Here is a 17,291-nt window from a genome sequence, read left to right on the forward strand (position 1 = left end):
GAAGGGGCGCGCCACCGGGAACCCGCGCACCGTGCGCCGGCGCGACAAGGCGGCAGGCGGTTTCCCGATGGTCGGGCACGCATTCGGGTAACATGGCCGACAGACCGGGCGGCGCGTGGTGCGCCGGGGCCCTGTCACGATATTGGCGGTGCCGTAAACATGATCATCACTTCGCTGCTCGACACGGATCTCTACAAGTTCACGATGATGCAGGTCGTCCTGCATCACTTTCCCGCTGCAAGCGTCGAATACCGTTTCCGGTGCCGCACGCCCGGCGTCGATCTCGTGCCGTACATCGACGAGATCCGCGACGAGGTGCGCGGCCTGTGCTCGCTGCGTTTTACCGACGTCGAACTCGACTACCTGCGGCGGATGCGCTTCATCAAAAGCGATTTCGTCGACTTCCTCGCGCTGTTCCACCTGAACGAAAAGTACATCTCGATCACGCCGTCGCCGAAGGGCAACGGCGAGATCGACATCGAGATCACGGGGCCGTGGCTGCACACGATCCTGTTCGAGATCCCGGTGCTCGCGATCGTCAACGAGGTCTATTTCCGCAACACGCAGCGCGAGCCCGACTATCGCGAAGGCCGCGAGCGACTGCGCGAGAAGATCAAGCTGCTCGGCGCGAAACCCGAGTTCGCCGACTGCAAGATCGCCGACTACGGTACGCGCCGGCGCTTCTCGAAGGTCTGGCACGAAGAGGTCGCGCTCACGCTGCGCGACGGCCTCGGCCCGCAGTTCGCGGGCACGAGCAACGTGCTGTACGCAATGAAGCACGACATCACGCCGCTCGGCACGATGGCTCACGAGTACCTGCAGGCGTGCCAGGCGCTCGGCCCGCGGCTGCGCGATTCGCAGATCTACGGCTTCGAGATGTGGGCGAAGGAATACCGCGGCGACCTCGGGATCGCACTGTCGGACGTCTACGGGATGGATGCGTTCCTGAACGACTTCGACATGTACTTCTGCAAGCTGTTCGACGGCGCGCGCCACGATTCGGGCGATCCGTTCGAGTGGGGCGAGCGGATGCTGCGTCATTACGAGGCGAACCGTTGCGACCCGCGCACCAAGGTGCTGGTGTTCTCGGACGCGCTCGACATCCCGAAGGTCATGCAGCTGTACGAACGATTCCGCGGCCGCTGCAAGCTCGCGTTCGGCGTCGGTACGAACCTCACCAACGATCTCGGCTACGTGCCGCTGCAGATCGTGATCAAGATGGTCCGCTGCAACGGCCAGCCGGTCGCGAAGCTGTCGGATTCGCCGGGCAAGAGCATGTGCGACGACAAGGCGTATCTCGCGTACCTGCGCCAGGTGTTCGGCATCGCGCAGCCGGTCGAGGAAGACGCGTCGAAGTGAGCGTCGGCCGGACGGCCAAAGCTGCGGCGCGGCGAGGGCGGCCGGTATAATCCGACGGTATCGCCCGCCAACGTCACGAGGACCGTTCATGGACACTTCCGCTGCCCGTCGCCAGATCCTCGCGCGCATCCGCGCGGCGCAGGGGCGCGCGGCCGAACCCGACGCAGCGGAGCACGACGGCGTCGCCGACTATCTCGCCCGTCATCCGCAAGGTCCGCGCCCGCCGGCGCCGGCCGATCTCGTCGCCGCATTCGTCGAAGAAGCCGCGCGTCTGTCGACGACGGTCGACGAAGTCGCGACGCTTGCCGACGCACCCGCCGCCGCCGCGCGTTATCTTTCCGCTCACGGCCTGCCGATGCAGGCCATCGCATGGCGCACGCTGGCCGATCTCGACTGGGCGGGCGCAGGCCTGTCGGTCGAATGCCGCAAGCCGCGCGACGGCGATCTCGTCGGCCTCACCGGCTGTTTTTGCGCGACCGCCGAAACGGGCTCGCTGGTGCTGCTGTCCGGCCCCGATACCTACGCGTCGGCCGGCCTGCTGCCGGAGACGCACATCGCGATCGTGCCCGCGTCGCGGATCGTTGCCGGTCATGAAGACGCGTTCGCGCTGATCCGCACGGAGCACGGCGAATTGCCGCGCGCGGTCAATTTCGTGTCGGGCCCGTCGCGCACGGGCGACATCGAGCAGACCATCGTACTGGGCGCGCACGGCCCGTACCGCGTTCACGCGATCGTCGTACGGGGCGCATGACGCACCCGCAGCATCCACTACCACTCGAACAAGGAAGTTCTGCATGAAACGACATGCCGCCTGGGCGGGCATGGCGTCGGGAATCGCGCTTGGCGCCGTTCCTGCGCTCGCATCGGCCGCCACGCTCGACGGTGCCACGCTGTCCGCGCTCTGGGGCATCCCGTTCGCCGGGATCCTGCTGTCCATCGCGCTGTTCCCGCTCGTCGCCCCGGTGTTCTGGCATCACCACTTCGGCAAGATCGCAGCCGGGTGGGCGGTCGTGTTCCTGATCCCGTTCGCGTTCGCCTTCGGCGCGGGCACCGCGTTCGGCACGCTCGTGCATGCGCTGCTCGAGGAATACATCCCGTTCATCGTGCTGCTCACCGCGCTCTACACGGTCGCGGGCGGCATCTGCGTGAACGGCAACCTGCACGGCTCGCCGAAGCTGAACACTGCGATCCTCGCGCTCGGCACGCTGCTCGCGAGCGTGATGGGCACGACGGGCGCCGCGATGCTGCTGATCCGGCCGCTGCTGCGCGCCAACGACAACCGCAAGCATGTCGTGCACGTCGTGATCTTCTTCATCTTCCTCGTCGCGAACGCGGGCGGTTCGCTGTCGCCGCTCGGCGATCCGCCGCTGTTCCTCGGTTTCCTGAACGGCGTGAGCTTCTTCTGGACGACCACGCATCTCGCGCTGCCGATGCTGTTCATCTGCGTCGTGCTGCTCACACTGTTCTTCGCGCTCGATACGTACTTCTACCGCAAGGGCGGCGAGGAGCGGCCGGCCGCGCTCGATCCGACGCCCGACGGCGCGGCGCTGTCGATCGACGGCAAGATCAACTTTGTGCTGCTGCTGGCCGTGGTCGCCCTCGTGCTGATGAGCGGCATCTGGAAGCCGGGCATCACGTTCGACGTGTGGGGCACGCACGTCGCACTGCAGAACCTTGCGCGCGATGTCTCGCTGGTGGTCGTGACGCTCGCGTCGCTCGCGCTGACGCCACGTTCGGCGCGCGAGGGCAACGCGTTCAACTGGGCGCCGATCGAGGAAGTCGCGAAGCTGTTCGCGGGAATCTTCGTGACGATCGCGCCGGTGATCGTGATCCTGCGCGCGGGCGCGGACGGCGCGTTCGCGCAGATCGTTCATCTCGTCACGGGGCCGGACGGCAAGCCGATCGACGCGATGTACTTCTGGGCGACCGGCATCCTGTCGTCGTTTCTCGACAACGCACCGACCTATCTCGTGTTCTTCAACCTCGCGGGCGGCGATGCACAGACGTTGATGACGACCGGCGCCTCGACGCTCGCCGCGATTTCCGCGGGCGCGGTGTTCATGGGCGCAAACAGCTATATCGGCAATGCGCCGAACTTCATGGTGAAGGCGATCGCCGAATCGCGCGGCGTGAAGATGCCGAGCTTCTTCGCGTATCTCGGCTGGGCGCTCGTCGTGCTGATACCCGTATTCCTGCTGACGTCGTGGCTTTTCTTCCCGGCGTAAGCTGACGATTTTCAACCTCGCGCGGGCGATCGCGGCGGCGCACGGCGTGCCGCGACGGGCCTGCTGCATGCGGAGATGGCGATGCAGAAGATTCTGGTCGCGCGTCCGATCTTTCCGGACGTGATCGAACGGCTCGAGCAGTATTTCGAAGTCGATTGGAACAATGGCGACGCGCTTGCCGCCGACGCGCTCGCCGCGCGTCTGGCCGACAAGGACGGCGCGCTGACGGCGGGCGACCCGGTCGGCGCGGCGGCGCTCGCGGCGGCGCCGCGCCTGCGCGTCGTGGCGAACATGGCGGTCGGCTACAACAACTTCGACATGGCCGCGTTCAACGCGGCGAACGTGCTCGGTACCAACACGCCCGACGTGCTGAACGAGTCGACCGCCGATTTCGGCTGGGCGTTGATGATGGCTGCCGCGCGCCGTATTGCCGAATCCGAACACTGGTTGCGTGCCGGCCACTGGCAGAAGTGGGCGTACGACGGTTTTCTCGGCAGCGACATTTACGGATCGACGCTCGGCATCATCGGGATGGGCCGCATCGGCCAGGCGCTCGCGCGTCGCGCGCGCGGCTTCGGGATGCAGGTGATCTATCACAACCGGTCGCGGGTCGCGCCCGAGATCGAGGCCGAGCTGAATGCCGAATACGTGTCGAAGGATGCGCTGCTCGCGCGCGCCGATCACGTCGTGCTCGTGCTGCCGTACACGAAGGAGAACCATCACACGATCGGCGCGGCCGAGCTCGCGAAAATGAAGCCCACCGCGACGCTGACCAACATCGCGCGCGGCGGGATCGTCGACGACGCGGCGCTGGCCGTCGCGCTGCGCGACGGGACGATCGCCGCGGCCGGCCTCGATGTGTACGAAGGCGAGCCGGCCGTGCATCCGGCGCTGCTCGAGGTGCCGAACGTCGTGCTGACGCCGCATATCGCGAGCGCGACCGAAAAGACCCGTCGCGCGATGGCGAACCTTGCCGCCGACAACCTGATCGCCGCGCTGGGCGAGGGGCCGCGCGCGGGGCAGCCGCCGAATCCGATCAACCCTGACGTGATCGGGAAGCCGCGCGCATGACGATGACGTTGTTGCTTGCGGCGGTCGTCGTGCTGGCCATCGCGCTCGCGGTGGCGATCGTCGCGCTCGTGCGTGGCGGCGGCCGCCACGACGATGTGGCGGTCCTCGGCGACCAGATCGAGGACGCCGCGCATGCGCAGTCGCGTGCGGTCGAGCGGCTTGAGCGCGAATTGCGCGGCGAGATCGTCGAGAACGCGCGCGGCTCGCGCACCGAGCTGGCCGGCAGCTTCGCGCAGCTTCAGCAGACGCTCGCCGCGCAGCTGACGAGCGTGGCGACCGTGCAGAACAACCAGATCGAGGGCTTCGCGCAGCAGCTCGGCAAGCTCGTCGCCGGCAATGCGCAGCAGTTCGACGCGATGCGCGAGAGCGTGCAGCGCCAGGCGCAGCAGGCGCGCGAGGAGCAGACGGGCGCGCTCAGGCTGTTCGGCGATACGTTGAACCGGCAGCTCACGCAGCTGACCGAGGCGAACGACCGCCGGATCGGCGAGGTGCGCGCGACGCTCGAACAGCGGCTGAAGGAAATCGAGACCAACAACGCGGCGAAGCTCGAGGAAATGCGCCGCACGGTCGACGAGAAACTGCACGCGACGCTCGAGCACCGGCTCGGCGAATCGTTCAAGCTCGTATCGGACCGGCTCGAGCAGGTCCATCGCGGGCTCGGCGAGATGCAGACGCTCGCGGCGGGCGTCGGCGACCTGAAGAAGGTGCTGACCAACGTGAAGACCCGCGGCACCTGGGGCGAAGTGCAGCTCGAGGCGCTGCTCGAACAGATCCTGACGCCCGACCAGTACGCGAAGAACGTCGCGACGGTGCCGAAGAGCACCGAGCGCGTCGAGTTCGCGATCCGGTTGCCGGGCCGCGATGCCGGCACGCGCGATGCGCCGCCGGTGTGGCTGCCGATCGACGCGAAATTCCCGCGCGAAGACTACGAGCGGCTGATCGATGCGCAGGAACGTGCCGATGCGGCGGCCGTCGAGGAGGCGGCCCGTGCGCTCGAGGCGCGCGTGCGGCTGGAAGCGCGCACGATCGCCGAGAAATACGTCGCACCGCCGCACACGACCGATTTCGCGCTGCTGTTCCTGCCGACCGAGGGGCTCTACGCGGAAATCCTGCGCCGCCCGGGGCTGACCGATCTGCTGCAGCGCGACTATCGCGTGACGATCGCCGGGCCGACGACGCTCACCGCGCTGCTGAACAGTCTGCAGATGGGGTTCCGTACGCTTGCGATCGAGCAGCGGTCGAGCGAGGTGTGGCAGGTGCTCGGCGCGGTAAAGACGGAGTTCGGCAAGTTCGGCGACGTGCTCGCGCGCACGAAGTCGCAGCTCGAAACGGTCACGCGTTCGATCGAGGCCGCCGAGCAGCGCACGCGCGTGATGAACCGCAAGCTGAAGCAGGTCGAGGCGCTGCCGGGCGACACGGCGGCCGGGCTGCTCGGCGAGGAAGGCACCGATGGCGCCGATGCGGACGACGCGTGACGCGCGTTGCCGACACCGGCTGGAAAGACAAAACGGGCGCCGCGGCGCCCGTTTTCCTTTGAAGCGATCGCCGGTGCGGCCGGCCCGCGCTCAATGACCGGCGAGCGTGTCCAGCGCGTCGCCCGTCACGCGAACGATGCGCCAGTCGGGCAGCACGGTTGCGCCCATCTTTTCGTAGAAATCGATCGCGGGCTGGTTCCAGTCGAGGACCGACCATTCGAAGCGCCCGCAGCGGCGCTCGACGGCCAGTGCCGCGAGGCGACGCAGCATCGCGGTGCCGAGGCCCGTGCCGCGCTGCGACGGCTGCACGTACAGATCCTCGAGATAGAGGCCGCGACGGCCGAGGAACGTCGAATAGTTGTGGAAGAACAGCGCATACGCGACGATCGCGCCGCCGCGCTCGGCAACGAGCGCTTCAGCCGCGGGCCGCTCGCCGAACAGCGCGTCGGCGAGGTCCGCTTCGGTCGCGACGAACAGGTGCGTGAGCTTCTCGAACTCGGCCAGCTCGTGCATCAGCGCGAGGATCGCGCCGACGTCGCGCGCGTCGGCCGTGCGGATCAGCGGCGTGTCGCTCACGCTTCCTCCGGCGGATCGGACAGCACGATCTCGATGCCGCCGAAGCGCGACGCGACCCAGTTGTATGCGTGGCATGCGATCCACAGCAGCACGAAGCCGAGGATCGCGTTCAGCAGCAGCGCGCTCAGGATCGTGCTCAGTTCGACCATGCCGTAGCGGATATACGCGACGAGAATGCCGAGCAGCACGATCGGTACGCTGAACGTCAGGTAGACGAGGATCAGCGCCTTCGCGGTCTGTCCCGCGGCGATGGACGAGATTTGTTTTTTCATGTGCGGATTGCCCCCGTAGAGATATACCGATTGTGGAATTCAGATCAGGCCGTCGAGCGGCAGGATGTCGACCGGGGCGCCCGCGTCGACTGCCGCGGTATCGTGGCCCAGAACGATGAAACAGTTGGCGGCCGCGAGGCCGCTCAGCGACGCGGAACTCTGCGAACCGGCCGGCGCGACGTGCCAGCAGCCGTCGGCGGCGCGCGTCGCGATGCCGCGCAGGTATTCGGTGCGGCCCGGACGCGTCTTCAGCGCCTGCGTGCTGATGGCCGTGTACATCGCCGGCGGTGGTGTCTGCGCGCCGGCCAGCGTCAGCAGCGCGGGGCGCACGATCGCGTAGAACGTCACGGCGGATGCGACCGGATTGCCGGGCAGCCCGAAAAACAGCGCGTGACCGGCGCCGTCGGCCGCACGTGCGAGCGTGCCGCACGCGAGCGGCCGGCCGGGCCGCAGCGCGAGGCTTGCGAACGTCACGTCGCCGAGCCGTGCCATCACGTCGCGCGTGAAGTCGGCTTCGCCGACCGATACGCCGCCCGACGTGATCACCGCGTCGGCCTGCGCGGCGACGGCGTCGCGCAACGCGGCTTCGAGCGCGGCCGGATCGTCGCGGACGATCCCGAGATCGACCGTGTCGACGTGCAGCCTTTCGAGCATCGCGATCAGCATCCCGCGATTGCTGTCGTACAGCGCGCCGCGGCCGAGCGGTTCGCCGGGCTCGCGCAGTTCGTCACCGGTCGAGAATACGGCGACGCGCACGCGGCGGCGTACCGTGACGTCGGTGATGCCGAGCGACGCGAGCAGGCCGAGATCGGCCGGCCGCAGGATGCGGCCCGCGGCGAGCGCGCAGGCGCCGCGCGCGAGATCCTCGCCGGCCTTGCGGCAGTTCGCGCCGCGCGCAACGTCGTGCGCGGCGAAACGGATCGTGTCGCCGTCGACGCGCACGCGTTCCTGCGGAATCACCGTGTCGCACCCGGCCGGCATCGGTGCGCCCGTCATGATGCGAACGCATGAGCCGGCCGCCACGGCGCCGTCGAACGGATGGCCGGCGAGCGAGGTACCGGCGACCGTCAGCGCGACATCTCCCGGTGGCGACGCGTACGCGCCGGCGCCACCGTCGAACGCATACCCGTCCATCGCCGAGTTGTCGTACGCGGGGATGTCGAACGGTGCGTTCACGTCGGCCGCGAGTACGCGGTCGAGCGCATCGCGCAGCGTCACCGTGTCGCACGCATCGACGGGCACCGCGAAGCGGCACGCGAGCGAGCGCGCGTCGTCGAGCGACAGCGGAGCATCGGAATCGGGTGCGGATCGGGAAGCGGGCGAGGATTGCGTGATCATCAGTCGGACTGCGCCGCAAGGCGTATCGGGTTCGTGGCCGGTGGCGCGAGGAGGATGCCTGGGCGCGGGTTTCGCGTGCGGTGGGCGGCCGGGCGGGAACGGTGCGGGGCCGTCAGCGGCGGGCCAGCGCGGCGAGTTCCTGCCAGGAGTTGGCATTGTAAAACGCACGCTCGTCGTGAAACTCGACTTCGACCGTCTTGTGGCGTGCGTACCACGCACGCACCTTGCGGTCGCCGGCCGCGAGCCGGGCGGCGAGATCGTCGGCCAGCGACGTGCGCAGCAGCGCGAACGTCGGCTGCGGCGAGCGCGTCTGCTGTGCGTCGACGGTCACCGCCATCGCGACGTCGGCCTGCTGCGCGTCGAGCGCCGCATGCAGCCGCGCGACGAGGTCGGCGGGCAGATAGGGCGTGTCGCACGGCGAGCACGCGACGAGCGGCGCGCGCGCCGCCCGCATGCCGGCGAGCAGGCCCGCGAGCGGGCCGGGGAAGTCGGGCGTTTCGTCGGCCACGATGCGCGCGTCGAACGGCGCGCCGAGTTCGGCATAACGGTCGGCATGGCGATTCGCGCTGATCAGCGTCTCGTCGACCTGCGGCGAGAGCCGGCGCAGCACGTGCAGTGCGAGCGGGGTGCCGTCGAGCAGCTGCAGCCCCTTGTCGACGCCGTCCATGCGCGTGGCGCGCCCGCCTGCGAGCAGCAGGCCGGCGATCGAAGGAGAGGCGGAAGCGGGCATCGGGCGAACGCGGAAAGGGGAACGGGCGGTGTGCGTCAGCCGCCGATATACGACATTTCGACGCGCTTGGCCGTGCCGTCGGGGGCGGCTTCGGCCGACGCGCTGCCGCGCAGTTGCGAATAGCGGTCGGTACGGGCCTGCCAGATGCGCGCAATCGCGGTCGCGATCTCGGCGTCGCTCGCGCCGCCGCGCACCAGCGCACGCAGGTCGTGACCCGTCGACGCGAACAGGCACAGGTACAGCTTGCCTTCGGTCGACAGCCGCGCGCGCGTACAGTCGCCGCAGAAGGCCTGCGTGACGCTCGAGATCACGCCGATCTCGCCGCTGCCGTCCGCATAACCCCAGCGCTGCGCGGTTTCGGCCGCCGTGTGCGGCTCGAGCGGCACGAGCGGGAAATGTTCGGCGATGCGTGCGACGACGTCCGCCGACGGCAGCACCTCGGTCATGTTCCAGCCGTTCGACGTGCCGACGTCCATGTATTCGATGAAACGCAGGACCACGCCGGTGCCGCGGAAACGCTCGGCCATCGGCAGGATCTCGCTGTCGTTGGTGCCGCGCTTCACGACCATGTTGACCTTGATCGGCGCGAGGCCCGCGGCCTGGGCGGCGAAGATGCCGTCGAGTACGTCGGCGCTCGCGAACTCGGCATCGTTCATGCGCTTGAACAGCGTTTCGTCGAGCGCGTCGAGGCTGACCGTCACGCGCGTGAGGCCGGCGTCCCTCAGCGCGCGCGCCTTGCGCGCGAGCAGCGAGCCGTTGGTCGTCAGCGTCAGGTCGAGCGGGCGGCCGTCGTGCGTCGTCATGCGCGCGAGGCGCTCGATCAGAAATTCGAGATTCTTGCGCAGCAGCGGTTCGCCGCCCGTGATGCGGATCTTCTCGACGCCATGTGCGACAAAGAGTCGCGCCACGCGTTCGATTTCCTCGTGCGTGAGCAGCGCGCTGTGCGGCAGGAACGGGTAGTCCTTGTCGAACACGGCACGCGGCATGCAGTACACGCAGCGGAAGTTGCAGCGATCTGTCACCGAAATGCGCAGGTCGCGCAGCGGCCTGGCGAACGTGTCGGCCAGCGTGCCGTCAGGGGCATGCGCGACGCCGGAGACGTCCGGCATCCCGCTGACGTCGGCGAGAGGAATGATGCGTCGGGACATGTTGAAAGAAGTGCGAGCCAGACCTGTATTTTAGCCGCAAGCGGCCGACCGGACCGGTGGGCGGAAACCCGCAGCGCGGACGTGAAAAAGCCCGCCGGAGGCGGGCTTTTCCTGGTTGGGCGATGCGCCGGTTAGTGGTGCGTCGTTTCGACCTGCTGCATCGGGGCCGAATCGGCCGCCGGCAGCGCCTTGCGTTCGCGCGGCACGCGGGCCGGACGCGGGAGTCGCGACGCGGCTTCTTGCGCAGCGGCAAACTTGTCGGCGTCCGTGTTCACCCAGACGAGACCGGCCTGCTCCAGCACGACATCCAGGCTCGCCGAAGCGGGCGCGGCGGCCGGTTGCGCGGGAGCCGGTGCCGGTACCGGTGCTGCAACGGCCTCGACCGGCGCCGCTTCGACCGGTGCCGGCTCGACAGCCACCGGAGCGGCTTCGATCGTCACCGCCGGTGCGGCTTGCTCGACGGGCGCGGACTGCGGCGCCTCGACAGCGATCGGCACTGCCGGCACTTCGAACGCGTCGGTCGGCGAAACCGCGACCGGGGCCGGACCGGCTTCCGTATCGACGGCCGGTGCGACCGGTGCCGGTTCTGCAGCTTGGGCTGCAACGACCGGCTCGACCGGAGCGGCCGGAGCCGCTTCGACGTGTACCGGTGCCGGTTGCGGCTCGACCGCGGCCGGTGCGACCGGTTCGGCATGGTGCTCGACCGCTGCTTCGACGGCGACGGCGCCTGCCGCGGCCACGGCCGCGACGACTGCCGGTGCGGCCGTGTGAGCCGGTTCGGCGGCGACCGGTGCTGCCGGCGTCACGGTTTGCGCTGCGGTTTCGCCATCCGTGCCTTGCTCGGCCTGGTCGACGAGTGCGCCGTCTTCGTCACGCTCGCGACGACCGCCACGGCGGCCGCGACGACGACGACGACGTTCCTCGCCGTCACGCGCGACGGCTTCCGCGTCGGCGGTCAGGTCGGCGCCGGGCAGCGCTTCCGCGACAGCCTTGTCGGCTTCCGATTCCGGATGGTTTTCGCCACGGGTGACGGTCTCGAGCGTGGCCGCATGCTGGGTCGGCTTGCGGCGTTCGCCGCGCTCGCGACGCTCGCCGCGTTCCTGGCGCTCGCCACGGCCGGCTGCGTCGACGGCTTCCGGCTGCTCGGCACGCTCGCGCGGTTCGCGGTTCTCACGCGGTTCGCGCGGCTCACGGCTTTCACGCGGCTCGCGCGGTTCGCGGCCTTCACGCTGGCCACGGCCCTCGCGACCTTCGCGTCCCTCGCGGCCTTCACGACCCTCACGGTTCTCGCGACCTTCACGCGGTTCACGGGCCTCGCGCGGTTCACGGCCTTCACGCGGTTCGCGCGCTTCCTTGCCTTCGCGTTCCAGGCGTTGCGGCTGGCCACGGCCTGCCGCGGCCTGGTCGCGGCCGCCTTGTGCCTGCTGGGCGCCGCCGCGACGGTTGCGGTTGCGATCGCCGCCGCGCTGCTCGGTCTTCTCGGTACGCTCGCGCGCCGGACGGGCTGTCTGCTCCTTCGCCGGTGCCGGAGCAACCGGTGCGGGCGCCGGAGCCGACGACACGCCGAACAGGCCCTTCAGCCAGCCGATGAAGCCGCCGCTTGCCGCGGCGACCGGTGCGGGCGCCGCAACGGGCTCGACCGGGCGCTGCGGTGCCGGGGTCGGTGCCGGGCGCTCGGGCGTGATGCCCTTGACCGCGGCTTCCTGCTTCGGCTTCACGTCGGCCGTGCGCTTGCTGTAGCCGGTTTCCGACTCGAGTTCGCGAGCCGCTTCCTCGGCCATCTTCCACGAGGCGCGCGGATCGTCGAGGCGCGCGTCGTCATGGCGCAGGCGCTCGAGCTTGTAGTGCGGCGTGTCGAGGTGCTTGTTCGGGATCAGCACGATGCCGACCTTGAAGCGCGACTCGATCTTGTTGATTTCCTGACGCTTTTCGTTGAGCAGGAAGGCGGTCACCTCGACCGGCACCTGGCAGTGGATCGCCGCGGTGTTTTCCTTCATCGCTTCTTCCTGAATGATCCGCAGGACCTGCAGCGCGGACGATTCGGTATCGCGGATGTGGCCGGTGCCGTTACAGCGCGGGCAGGTCACGTGGCTGCCTTCCGACAGGGCCGGGCGCAGACGCTGGCGCGACAGCTCCATCAGGCCGAAGCGGGAGATCTTGCCCATCTGCACGCGGGCGCGGTCATGCTTGAGCGCGTCTTTCAGGCGCTGCTCGACTTCGCGCTGGCTCTTCGCCGATTCCATGTCGATGAAATCGATCACGATCAGGCCGCCGAGGTCGCGCAGGCGGAGCTGGCGGGCGACTTCGTCGGCCGCTTCGAGGTTCGTGCGGGTTGCCGTTTCCTCGATGTCCGCGCCCTTGGTCGCGCGCGCCGAGTTCACGTCGATCGCGACGAGCGCTTCGGTGTGGTCGATCACGATCGCGCCGCCGGAAGGCAGCGGCACCGTGCGCGAGTAGGCCGTTTCGATCTGGTGCTCGATCTGGAAGCGGGAGAACAGCGGCACGTCGTCGTGGTAGCGCTTCACCTTCGACACGTTGTCCGGCATCACGATGTCCATGAACGCACGGGCCTGATCGTGGATCTCGGTCGTGTCGATCAGGATTTCGCCGATATCGGGCTGGAAATAGTCCCGGATCGCGCGGATCACGAGGCTCGATTCCAGGTAGATCAGCATCGGCTGGCCGGAATTGCCGCTTTGCGATGCCGCTTCGATCGCGCGCCACAGCTGCAGCAGGTAGTTCAGGTCCCACTGCAGTTCCTCGGCGCTGCGGCCGATGCCCGCGGTACGGGCGATCATGCTCATCCCGTCGGGAATCTGCAGTTGCGACATCGTCTCGCGCAGTTCCTGGCGCTCGTCACCCTCGATCCGGCGCGACACACCGCCGCCGCGCGGATTGTTCGGCATCAGCACCAGATAACGACCGGCGAGCGAGATGAAGGTCGTGAGGGCGGCGCCCTTGTTGCCACGCTCTTCCTTCTCGACCTGGACGATCAGTTCCTGACCTTCGCGCAGGGCATCCTGGATGCGCGCGGAGCGCATGTCGATGCCTTCCTTGAAGTACTGGCGGGCAACTTCCTTGAACGGCAGGAAACCGTGGCGATCTTCGCCGTAGTTGACGAAGCACGCTTCGAGCGACGGCTCGATGCGGGTGATGACACCTTTGTAGATATTGCCTTTGCGCTGTTCGCGCCCGGCTGTTTCGATGTCGATATCGATGAGCTTTTGCCCATCGACGATGGCGACGCGCAGCTCCTCCTGCTGCGTCGCATTGAACAGCATGCGTTTCATGAACGACTCCAGGCAGCTCCGCGCCGGCGCTTCGCGGTTGTCAGTCGCGAGAGCGGGAACGACGGCAGGCCGCACCTTGTTGTGTTGTCACAAGCACGCTGGAGCGGGAACGATGGCGGGGAGAATTGCCTGAAGAGGCGCTTGGGCCCGATAGACGGGGCCGGCGGCCGTAGGGCACCTGCGAATACGGCTTCAAAGCACGGCGTTCACACACCGCACGCTGCAAAAGCGCGCTAAGCCTGAGTCCGGGCATTGCCACGGGCGCGCGCAATGCGTCGCGCGCGCCGACGGGCGGCAGATGCTGCGGCTTGGGCCGCAGCGGGGAGTATCGAATCCAGCCCGACTTTCCCGCTTGGGGTGTACTTCCCTGGTTTGACGTCGCCAAGCCCCGCACGCTTCGCGGGGCCAAATCGGGCGCAACGCCGTAATTTTCGCAACCTGCAGCCTGCGGACGCACTTCGCGCCGTCGGGCTGCCGATCAAATTCTTTTCAACCAACTTTCCGTTACCGCGGCGCCTTGCCGACCGAATCCGCCTGTGGGCGCGATCCTTGCCGACGGTCGGCGCCGTGCGTGCAACTTGCTGCATCTCTTTGATTAGGGGCGAGCAGCGGACCCCCGGCGCAAGTAAAATAACGGTTTCCGCTTGCGCCTTGCCCGACTCGGTCGGGGCCGGCCGATCAGGCCACCCTCAACGTCAGGCTGGGCAAAATTATATTCAGTATGAATGAGTTAGGCAAAATATCCCAGAATTCGGTCGCAAGCGGCCAGGTATCGATGATCCAGATCGACGAAAACTCGGCCGGTCAGCGGATCGACAACTTCCTGTTGCGCGTCTGTAAGGGCGTGCCGAAAAGCCATATTTACCGGATCCTCCGCAGTGGCGAAGTGCGTGTGAATAAGGGCCGGGTCGATGCGCAGTATCGCCTCGCGGACGGCGACATCGTCCGCGTGCCGCCGGTGCGCGTGGCGGCGGCGGACCTCGCGCGCGCCGACACGCCGGTCGTGCCGCCCGCGAATTTCGACGTGCTGTACGAGGATGATGCGATGCTCGTCATCAACAAGCCGGCCGGGGTCGCGGTGCACGGCGGCAGCGGTGTCGCGTTCGGCGTGATCGAGCAGATGCGCCAGGCGCGCCCGCGCGCGAAATTCCTCGAACTCGTGCACCGGCTCGACCGCGAGACCTCCGGGATCCTGATGCTCGCGAAGAAGCGCACGGCGCTCGTGGGCCTGCACGAACAGATCCGCGAGAACCGGATGGACAAGCGCTACTTCGCCTGCGGCCACGGCGAATGGCAGTCCGACTGGGGCCGCCGTCGCGCGGTGAAGGTGCCGCTGTTCAAGTATTCGACCCCGGAAGGGGAGCGCCGCGTGCGCGTGCAGGACGACGGGCTGCCGTCGCATACGGTGTTCAACCTCATCGACCGCTGGCCCGACTACGCGCTCGTCGAAGCGGAACTCAAAACGGGTCGGACCCATCAGATCCGCGTGCACCTCGCGCATCTCGGCCTGCCGATCGCCGGCGACGCCAAGTATGGCGATTTCGCATTGAACAAGGCGCTGGCACGCGCGAACGCGCAGCCGTCGTTGAAACGGATGTTCCTGCATGCATACCGGCTGCGGCTCGCTCATCCGCTGACCGGCGAGGCACTGCAGTTCGATGCGCCGCTGCCGGACGAATGCCGGCGCTTTCTCGACCAACTCAGCGCACTGCGCGATACCGCCTGAACCGCATGGCTCGACAGCAATTTGACCTGATCGTCTTCGACTGGGACGGCACGCTGATGGATTCGACTGCGCACATCGCGCACAGCATCCAGGCCGCATGCCGCGATCTCGGCCTGCCCACGCCGTCCGACGAGGCGTCGCGCTACGTGATCGGCCTCGGCCTGCGCGATGCGCTGCAGATTACCGCTCCGACCCTCGATCCGTCCGACTATCCGCGGCTGGCCGAGCGCTACCGCTTTCACTATCTGCTCGACGACCAGCGCATCGAGCTGTTCGCCGGCGTGCGCGAACTGCTCGCCGAGTTGCGCGACACGGGCTACCTGCTCGCCGTCGCGACCGGCAAGGGGCGGGTCGGGCTGAATCGCGTGCTGGACCAGTCGAAGCTGACGAGCCTGTTCGATGCGACGCGCTGTGCGGACGAGACGTTCTCGAAGCCGCATCCGGCGATGCTGCAGGAACTGACTCGGGAACTGGGGCAGGATCTGTCGCGTACCGTGATGATCGGCGACACGACGCACGACCTGCAGATGGCCGCGAGCGCCGGAGCGGCCGGCGTCGGCGTCGCGTACGGCGCGCACACGGCCGATGCGCTGGCGGCGCTCACGCCGCGCTTCGTCGCGCCGGACGTCGTCGCGCTGGCTGCGTGGCTGCGGGAGCACGCATGAGCGCGGCACCGGACGCCGTGCGCGTGTGCGCATCGGACGCGCTGGCCGACGGCGGCGCCGGCGTGCGCGTCGACGCGACGCTGCGCGGCGAGCAGGCCGTCGTGTTCTTCGTGCGCTACGACGGTCGCGCCTACGGCTACCTGAACCGCTGCGCGCACGTGCCGATGGAACTCGACTGGGCCGAAGGGCAGTTCTTCGAGTCGTCGGGCCTCTACCTGATGTGCGCGACGCACGGCGCGATCTATGCGCCGGATACCGGCAAGTGCGTCGGCGGCCCGTGCCGCGGCGCCCGCCTGCGGCCGGTCGAGGTCGACGAGCGCGACACGCCGGACGGGCGTGCGGTATTCTGGGTGCCCGACGCCGACCTGCGTCCCGCCGTTCCCGCTACGACCGACTAACGACAATATTGCATGGCCGACCAACCGAATTCCCCGGAATCCTCCTCCCGTCCCGACAGCCGCGAACCGAACTGGGAGCGCGCGGCGCTCGAGCGGATCGCGCTCGCGGCGGTCAAGGAACAGCGCGCCGCGCGTCGCTGGAAGATCTTCTTTCGCTTCGCGTTCCTCGGCGTGTTCGTGCTGTTCGCGTTCGCGCTGATCGATTTCTCGAGCGATTCGAAATTTTCGTCGAGCGGCCGGCATACGGCACTCGTCACGATCGACGGCGAGATCGCGGCCGGCGTCAACGCGAACGCCGATGACATCAACACGGCGCTCGACGCCGCGTTCGACGACGACGGCACGGCCGGCGTCGTGCTGCGGATCAACAGCCCGGGCGGCAGTCCGGTCCAGGCCGGCATGGTCTACGACGAGATCCGGCGGCTGCGCGCGAAGCACCCGGACAAGCCGCTGTACGTGGTCGTGACCGACATGTGCGCGTCGGGCGGTTATTACATCGCGGCCGCGGCCGACAAGATCTTCGTCGACAAGGCGAGCATCGTCGGGTCGATCGGCGTGCTGATGGACGGTTTCGGCTTCACGGGGCTGATGGGCAAGCTCGGCGTCGAGCGGCGCCTGCATACGTCGGGCGAAAACAAGGGCTTCTACGATCCGTTCTCGCCGGAGACGCCGAAGATGGACGCGCATGCGCAGGCGTTGCTCGACCAGGTGCACGCGCAGTTCATCAAGGCCGTGAAGGATGGCCGCGGCAAGCGGCTGCACGAGACGCCCGACATGTTCTCGGGCCTGTTCTGGACCGGCGAGAAGAGCGTCGAGCTCGGGCTCGCCGACGGCTACGGCACGACCGACACGGTCGCGCGCGACGTGCTGAAAGCGCCCGATCTCGTCGACTACACGGTGAAGGAAAGCCTGACGAACCGCGTTGCGCGCAAGTTCGGCGCGGCCGTTGGCGGCGCCGCGATGAAGGCGCTCACGGCCGGCGGCGCGTCGTTCAACTTGCGCTGAGCGGCGGCCGGCG

The 17,291-nt window shown here is 68.2% G+C and carries 15 protein-coding genes; 9 read left to right on the forward strand and 6 right to left on the reverse strand.

Annotation, left to right across the window (positions count from 1 at the left end; all coding sequences use genetic code 11):
• Positions 1–159 precede the first annotated feature (159 nt).
• The 5 genes from pncB to rmuC all read left to right on the forward strand — a co-directional run bounded on the left by pncB (position 160) and on the right by rmuC (position 6,130).
• Positions 160–1,359 (forward strand): nicotinate phosphoribosyltransferase, encoded by a 1,200-nt coding sequence (pncB, locus tag ACN22W_RS05575; protein WP_343494990.1) that lies wholly within the window; start codon positions 160–162, stop codon positions 1,357–1,359.
• Between the two features lie 88 nt (positions 1,360–1,447).
• Complete coding sequence (locus tag ACN22W_RS05580) at positions 1,448–2,110, forward strand: LutC/YkgG family protein (protein WP_129514045.1); 663 nt, start codon at positions 1,448–1,450, stop codon at positions 2,108–2,110.
• Positions 2,111–2,153: 43 nt separating this feature from the next.
• Positions 2,154–3,584, forward strand: a complete 1,431-nt coding sequence (locus ACN22W_RS05585; RefSeq protein WP_412022233.1) for a sodium:proton antiporter — start codon at positions 2,154–2,156, stop codon at positions 3,582–3,584.
• 81 nt (positions 3,585–3,665) lie between these two features.
• Positions 3,666–4,655, forward strand: a complete 990-nt coding sequence (locus ACN22W_RS05590) for a 2-hydroxyacid dehydrogenase (protein ID WP_412022232.1) — start codon at positions 3,666–3,668, stop codon at positions 4,653–4,655.
• On the forward strand, positions 4,652–6,130 hold the full coding sequence (gene rmuC / locus ACN22W_RS05595; RefSeq protein WP_419686644.1) for a DNA recombination protein RmuC: 1,479 nt from the start codon (positions 4,652–4,654) through the stop codon (positions 6,128–6,130). The genes ACN22W_RS05590 and rmuC overlap by 4 nt, the downstream gene beginning before the upstream one ends.
• A gap of 90 nt (positions 6,131–6,220) precedes the next feature.
• Here the strand turns inward: rmuC and ACN22W_RS05600 are convergent, their stop codons facing one another.
• The 6 genes from ACN22W_RS05600 to ACN22W_RS05625 form a co-directional block, all read right to left on the reverse strand.
• Positions 6,221–6,706 carry an N-acetyltransferase family protein gene (locus tag ACN22W_RS05600; RefSeq protein WP_419686645.1) on the reverse strand — a complete coding sequence of 162 codons (486 nt, stop codon included), beginning with the start codon at positions 6,704–6,706 and terminating at the stop codon, positions 6,221–6,223.
• On the reverse strand, positions 6,703–6,978 hold the full coding sequence (locus ACN22W_RS05605) for a hypothetical protein (protein WP_006476519.1): 276 nt from the start codon (positions 6,976–6,978) through the stop codon (positions 6,703–6,705). Before ACN22W_RS05605 ends, ACN22W_RS05600 begins: the two co-directional genes overlap by 4 nt.
• 39 nt (positions 6,979–7,017) lie before the next feature.
• Positions 7,018–8,316 (reverse strand): gephyrin-like molybdotransferase Glp, encoded by a 1,299-nt coding sequence (glp, locus tag ACN22W_RS05610; RefSeq protein WP_419686647.1) that lies wholly within the window; start codon positions 8,314–8,316, stop codon positions 7,018–7,020.
• Positions 8,317–8,428: 112 nt separating this feature from the next.
• Positions 8,429–9,046 carry a molybdenum cofactor guanylyltransferase MobA gene (gene mobA / locus ACN22W_RS05615; RefSeq protein WP_193097906.1) on the reverse strand — a complete coding sequence of 206 codons (618 nt, stop codon included), beginning with the start codon at positions 9,044–9,046 and terminating at the stop codon, positions 8,429–8,431.
• Between the two features lie 35 nt (positions 9,047–9,081).
• On the reverse strand, positions 9,082–10,194 hold the full coding sequence (gene moaA / locus ACN22W_RS05620) for a GTP 3',8-cyclase MoaA (RefSeq protein WP_419686648.1): 1,113 nt from the start codon (positions 10,192–10,194) through the stop codon (positions 9,082–9,084).
• Positions 10,195–10,325: 131 nt separating this feature from the next.
• Positions 10,326–13,484 (reverse strand): Rne/Rng family ribonuclease, encoded by a 3,159-nt coding sequence (locus ACN22W_RS05625; protein ID WP_419686649.1) that lies wholly within the window; start codon positions 13,482–13,484, stop codon positions 10,326–10,328.
• A gap of 721 nt (positions 13,485–14,205) precedes the next feature.
• On the opposite strand from ACN22W_RS05625, the gene ACN22W_RS05630 reads away from it, so the two are divergent.
• The 4 genes from ACN22W_RS05630 to ACN22W_RS05645 are packed head-to-tail and all read left to right on the forward strand — an operon-like array spanning position 14,206 to position 17,278.
• Positions 14,206–15,210 carry an RluA family pseudouridine synthase gene (locus ACN22W_RS05630; protein WP_129514054.1) on the forward strand — a complete coding sequence of 335 codons (1,005 nt, stop codon included), beginning with the start codon at positions 14,206–14,208 and terminating at the stop codon, positions 15,208–15,210.
• A gap of 5 nt (positions 15,211–15,215) precedes the next feature.
• Positions 15,216–15,875, forward strand: a complete 660-nt coding sequence (locus ACN22W_RS05635) for an HAD-IA family hydrolase (RefSeq protein WP_048249561.1) — start codon at positions 15,216–15,218, stop codon at positions 15,873–15,875.
• The gene (locus ACN22W_RS05640) at positions 15,872–16,273 is read left to right on the forward strand and encodes a Rieske (2Fe-2S) protein (RefSeq protein WP_048249560.1); all 402 of its coding nucleotides are present in this window, start codon (positions 15,872–15,874) and stop codon (positions 16,271–16,273) included. Before ACN22W_RS05635 ends, ACN22W_RS05640 begins: the two co-directional genes overlap by 4 nt.
• Positions 16,274–16,285: 12 nt before the next feature.
• Positions 16,286–17,278, forward strand: coding sequence for a S49 family peptidase (locus ACN22W_RS05645; RefSeq protein WP_129514056.1), 993 nt, complete (start codon positions 16,286–16,288; stop codon positions 17,276–17,278).
• Positions 17,279–17,291: the final 13 nt, after the last annotated feature.

It is taken from the genome of Burkholderia theae, from assembly GCF_048565265.1.
GTDB classification, from domain to species: Bacteria; Pseudomonadota; Gammaproteobacteria; order Burkholderiales; family Burkholderiaceae; genus Burkholderia; species Burkholderia theae.

Excerpts from the sequence above, each read along its gene's own strand:
- pncB (WP_343494990.1), top strand. The coding sequence starts at position 160 with ATGATCATCACTTCGCTGCTCGACACGGATCTCTACAAGTTCACGATG.
- ACN22W_RS05580 (WP_129514045.1), top strand. The coding sequence starts at position 1,448 with ATGGACACTTCCGCTGCCCGTCGCCAGATCCTCGCGCGCATCCGCGCG.
- ACN22W_RS05585 (WP_412022233.1), top strand. The coding sequence starts at position 2,154 with ATGAAACGACATGCCGCCTGGGCGGGCATGGCGTCGGGAATCGCGCTT.
- ACN22W_RS05590 (WP_412022232.1), top strand. The coding sequence starts at position 3,666 with ATGCAGAAGATTCTGGTCGCGCGTCCGATCTTTCCGGACGTGATCGAA.
- rmuC (WP_419686644.1), top strand. The coding sequence starts at position 4,652 with ATGACGATGACGTTGTTGCTTGCGGCGGTCGTCGTGCTGGCCATCGCG.
- ACN22W_RS05605 (WP_006476519.1), bottom strand. The coding sequence starts at position 6,978 with ATGAAAAAACAAATCTCGTCCATCGCCGCGGGACAGACCGCGAAGGCG.
- glp (WP_419686647.1), bottom strand. The coding sequence starts at position 8,316 with ATGATCACGCAATCCTCGCCCGCTTCCCGATCCGCACCCGATTCCGAT.
- mobA (WP_193097906.1), bottom strand. The coding sequence starts at position 9,046 with ATGCCCGCTTCCGCCTCTCCTTCGATCGCCGGCCTGCTGCTCGCAGGC.
- moaA (WP_419686648.1), bottom strand. The coding sequence starts at position 10,194 with ATGTCCCGACGCATCATTCCTCTCGCCGACGTCAGCGGGATGCCGGAC.
- ACN22W_RS05625 (WP_419686649.1), bottom strand. The coding sequence starts at position 13,484 with ATGAAACGCATGCTGTTCAATGCGACGCAGCAGGAGGAGCTGCGCGTC.
- ACN22W_RS05630 (WP_129514054.1), top strand. The coding sequence starts at position 14,206 with ATGAATGAGTTAGGCAAAATATCCCAGAATTCGGTCGCAAGCGGCCAG.
- ACN22W_RS05635 (WP_048249561.1), top strand. The coding sequence starts at position 15,216 with ATGGCTCGACAGCAATTTGACCTGATCGTCTTCGACTGGGACGGCACG.
- ACN22W_RS05640 (WP_048249560.1), top strand. The coding sequence starts at position 15,872 with ATGAGCGCGGCACCGGACGCCGTGCGCGTGTGCGCATCGGACGCGCTG.
- ACN22W_RS05645 (WP_129514056.1), top strand. The coding sequence starts at position 16,286 with ATGGCCGACCAACCGAATTCCCCGGAATCCTCCTCCCGTCCCGACAGC.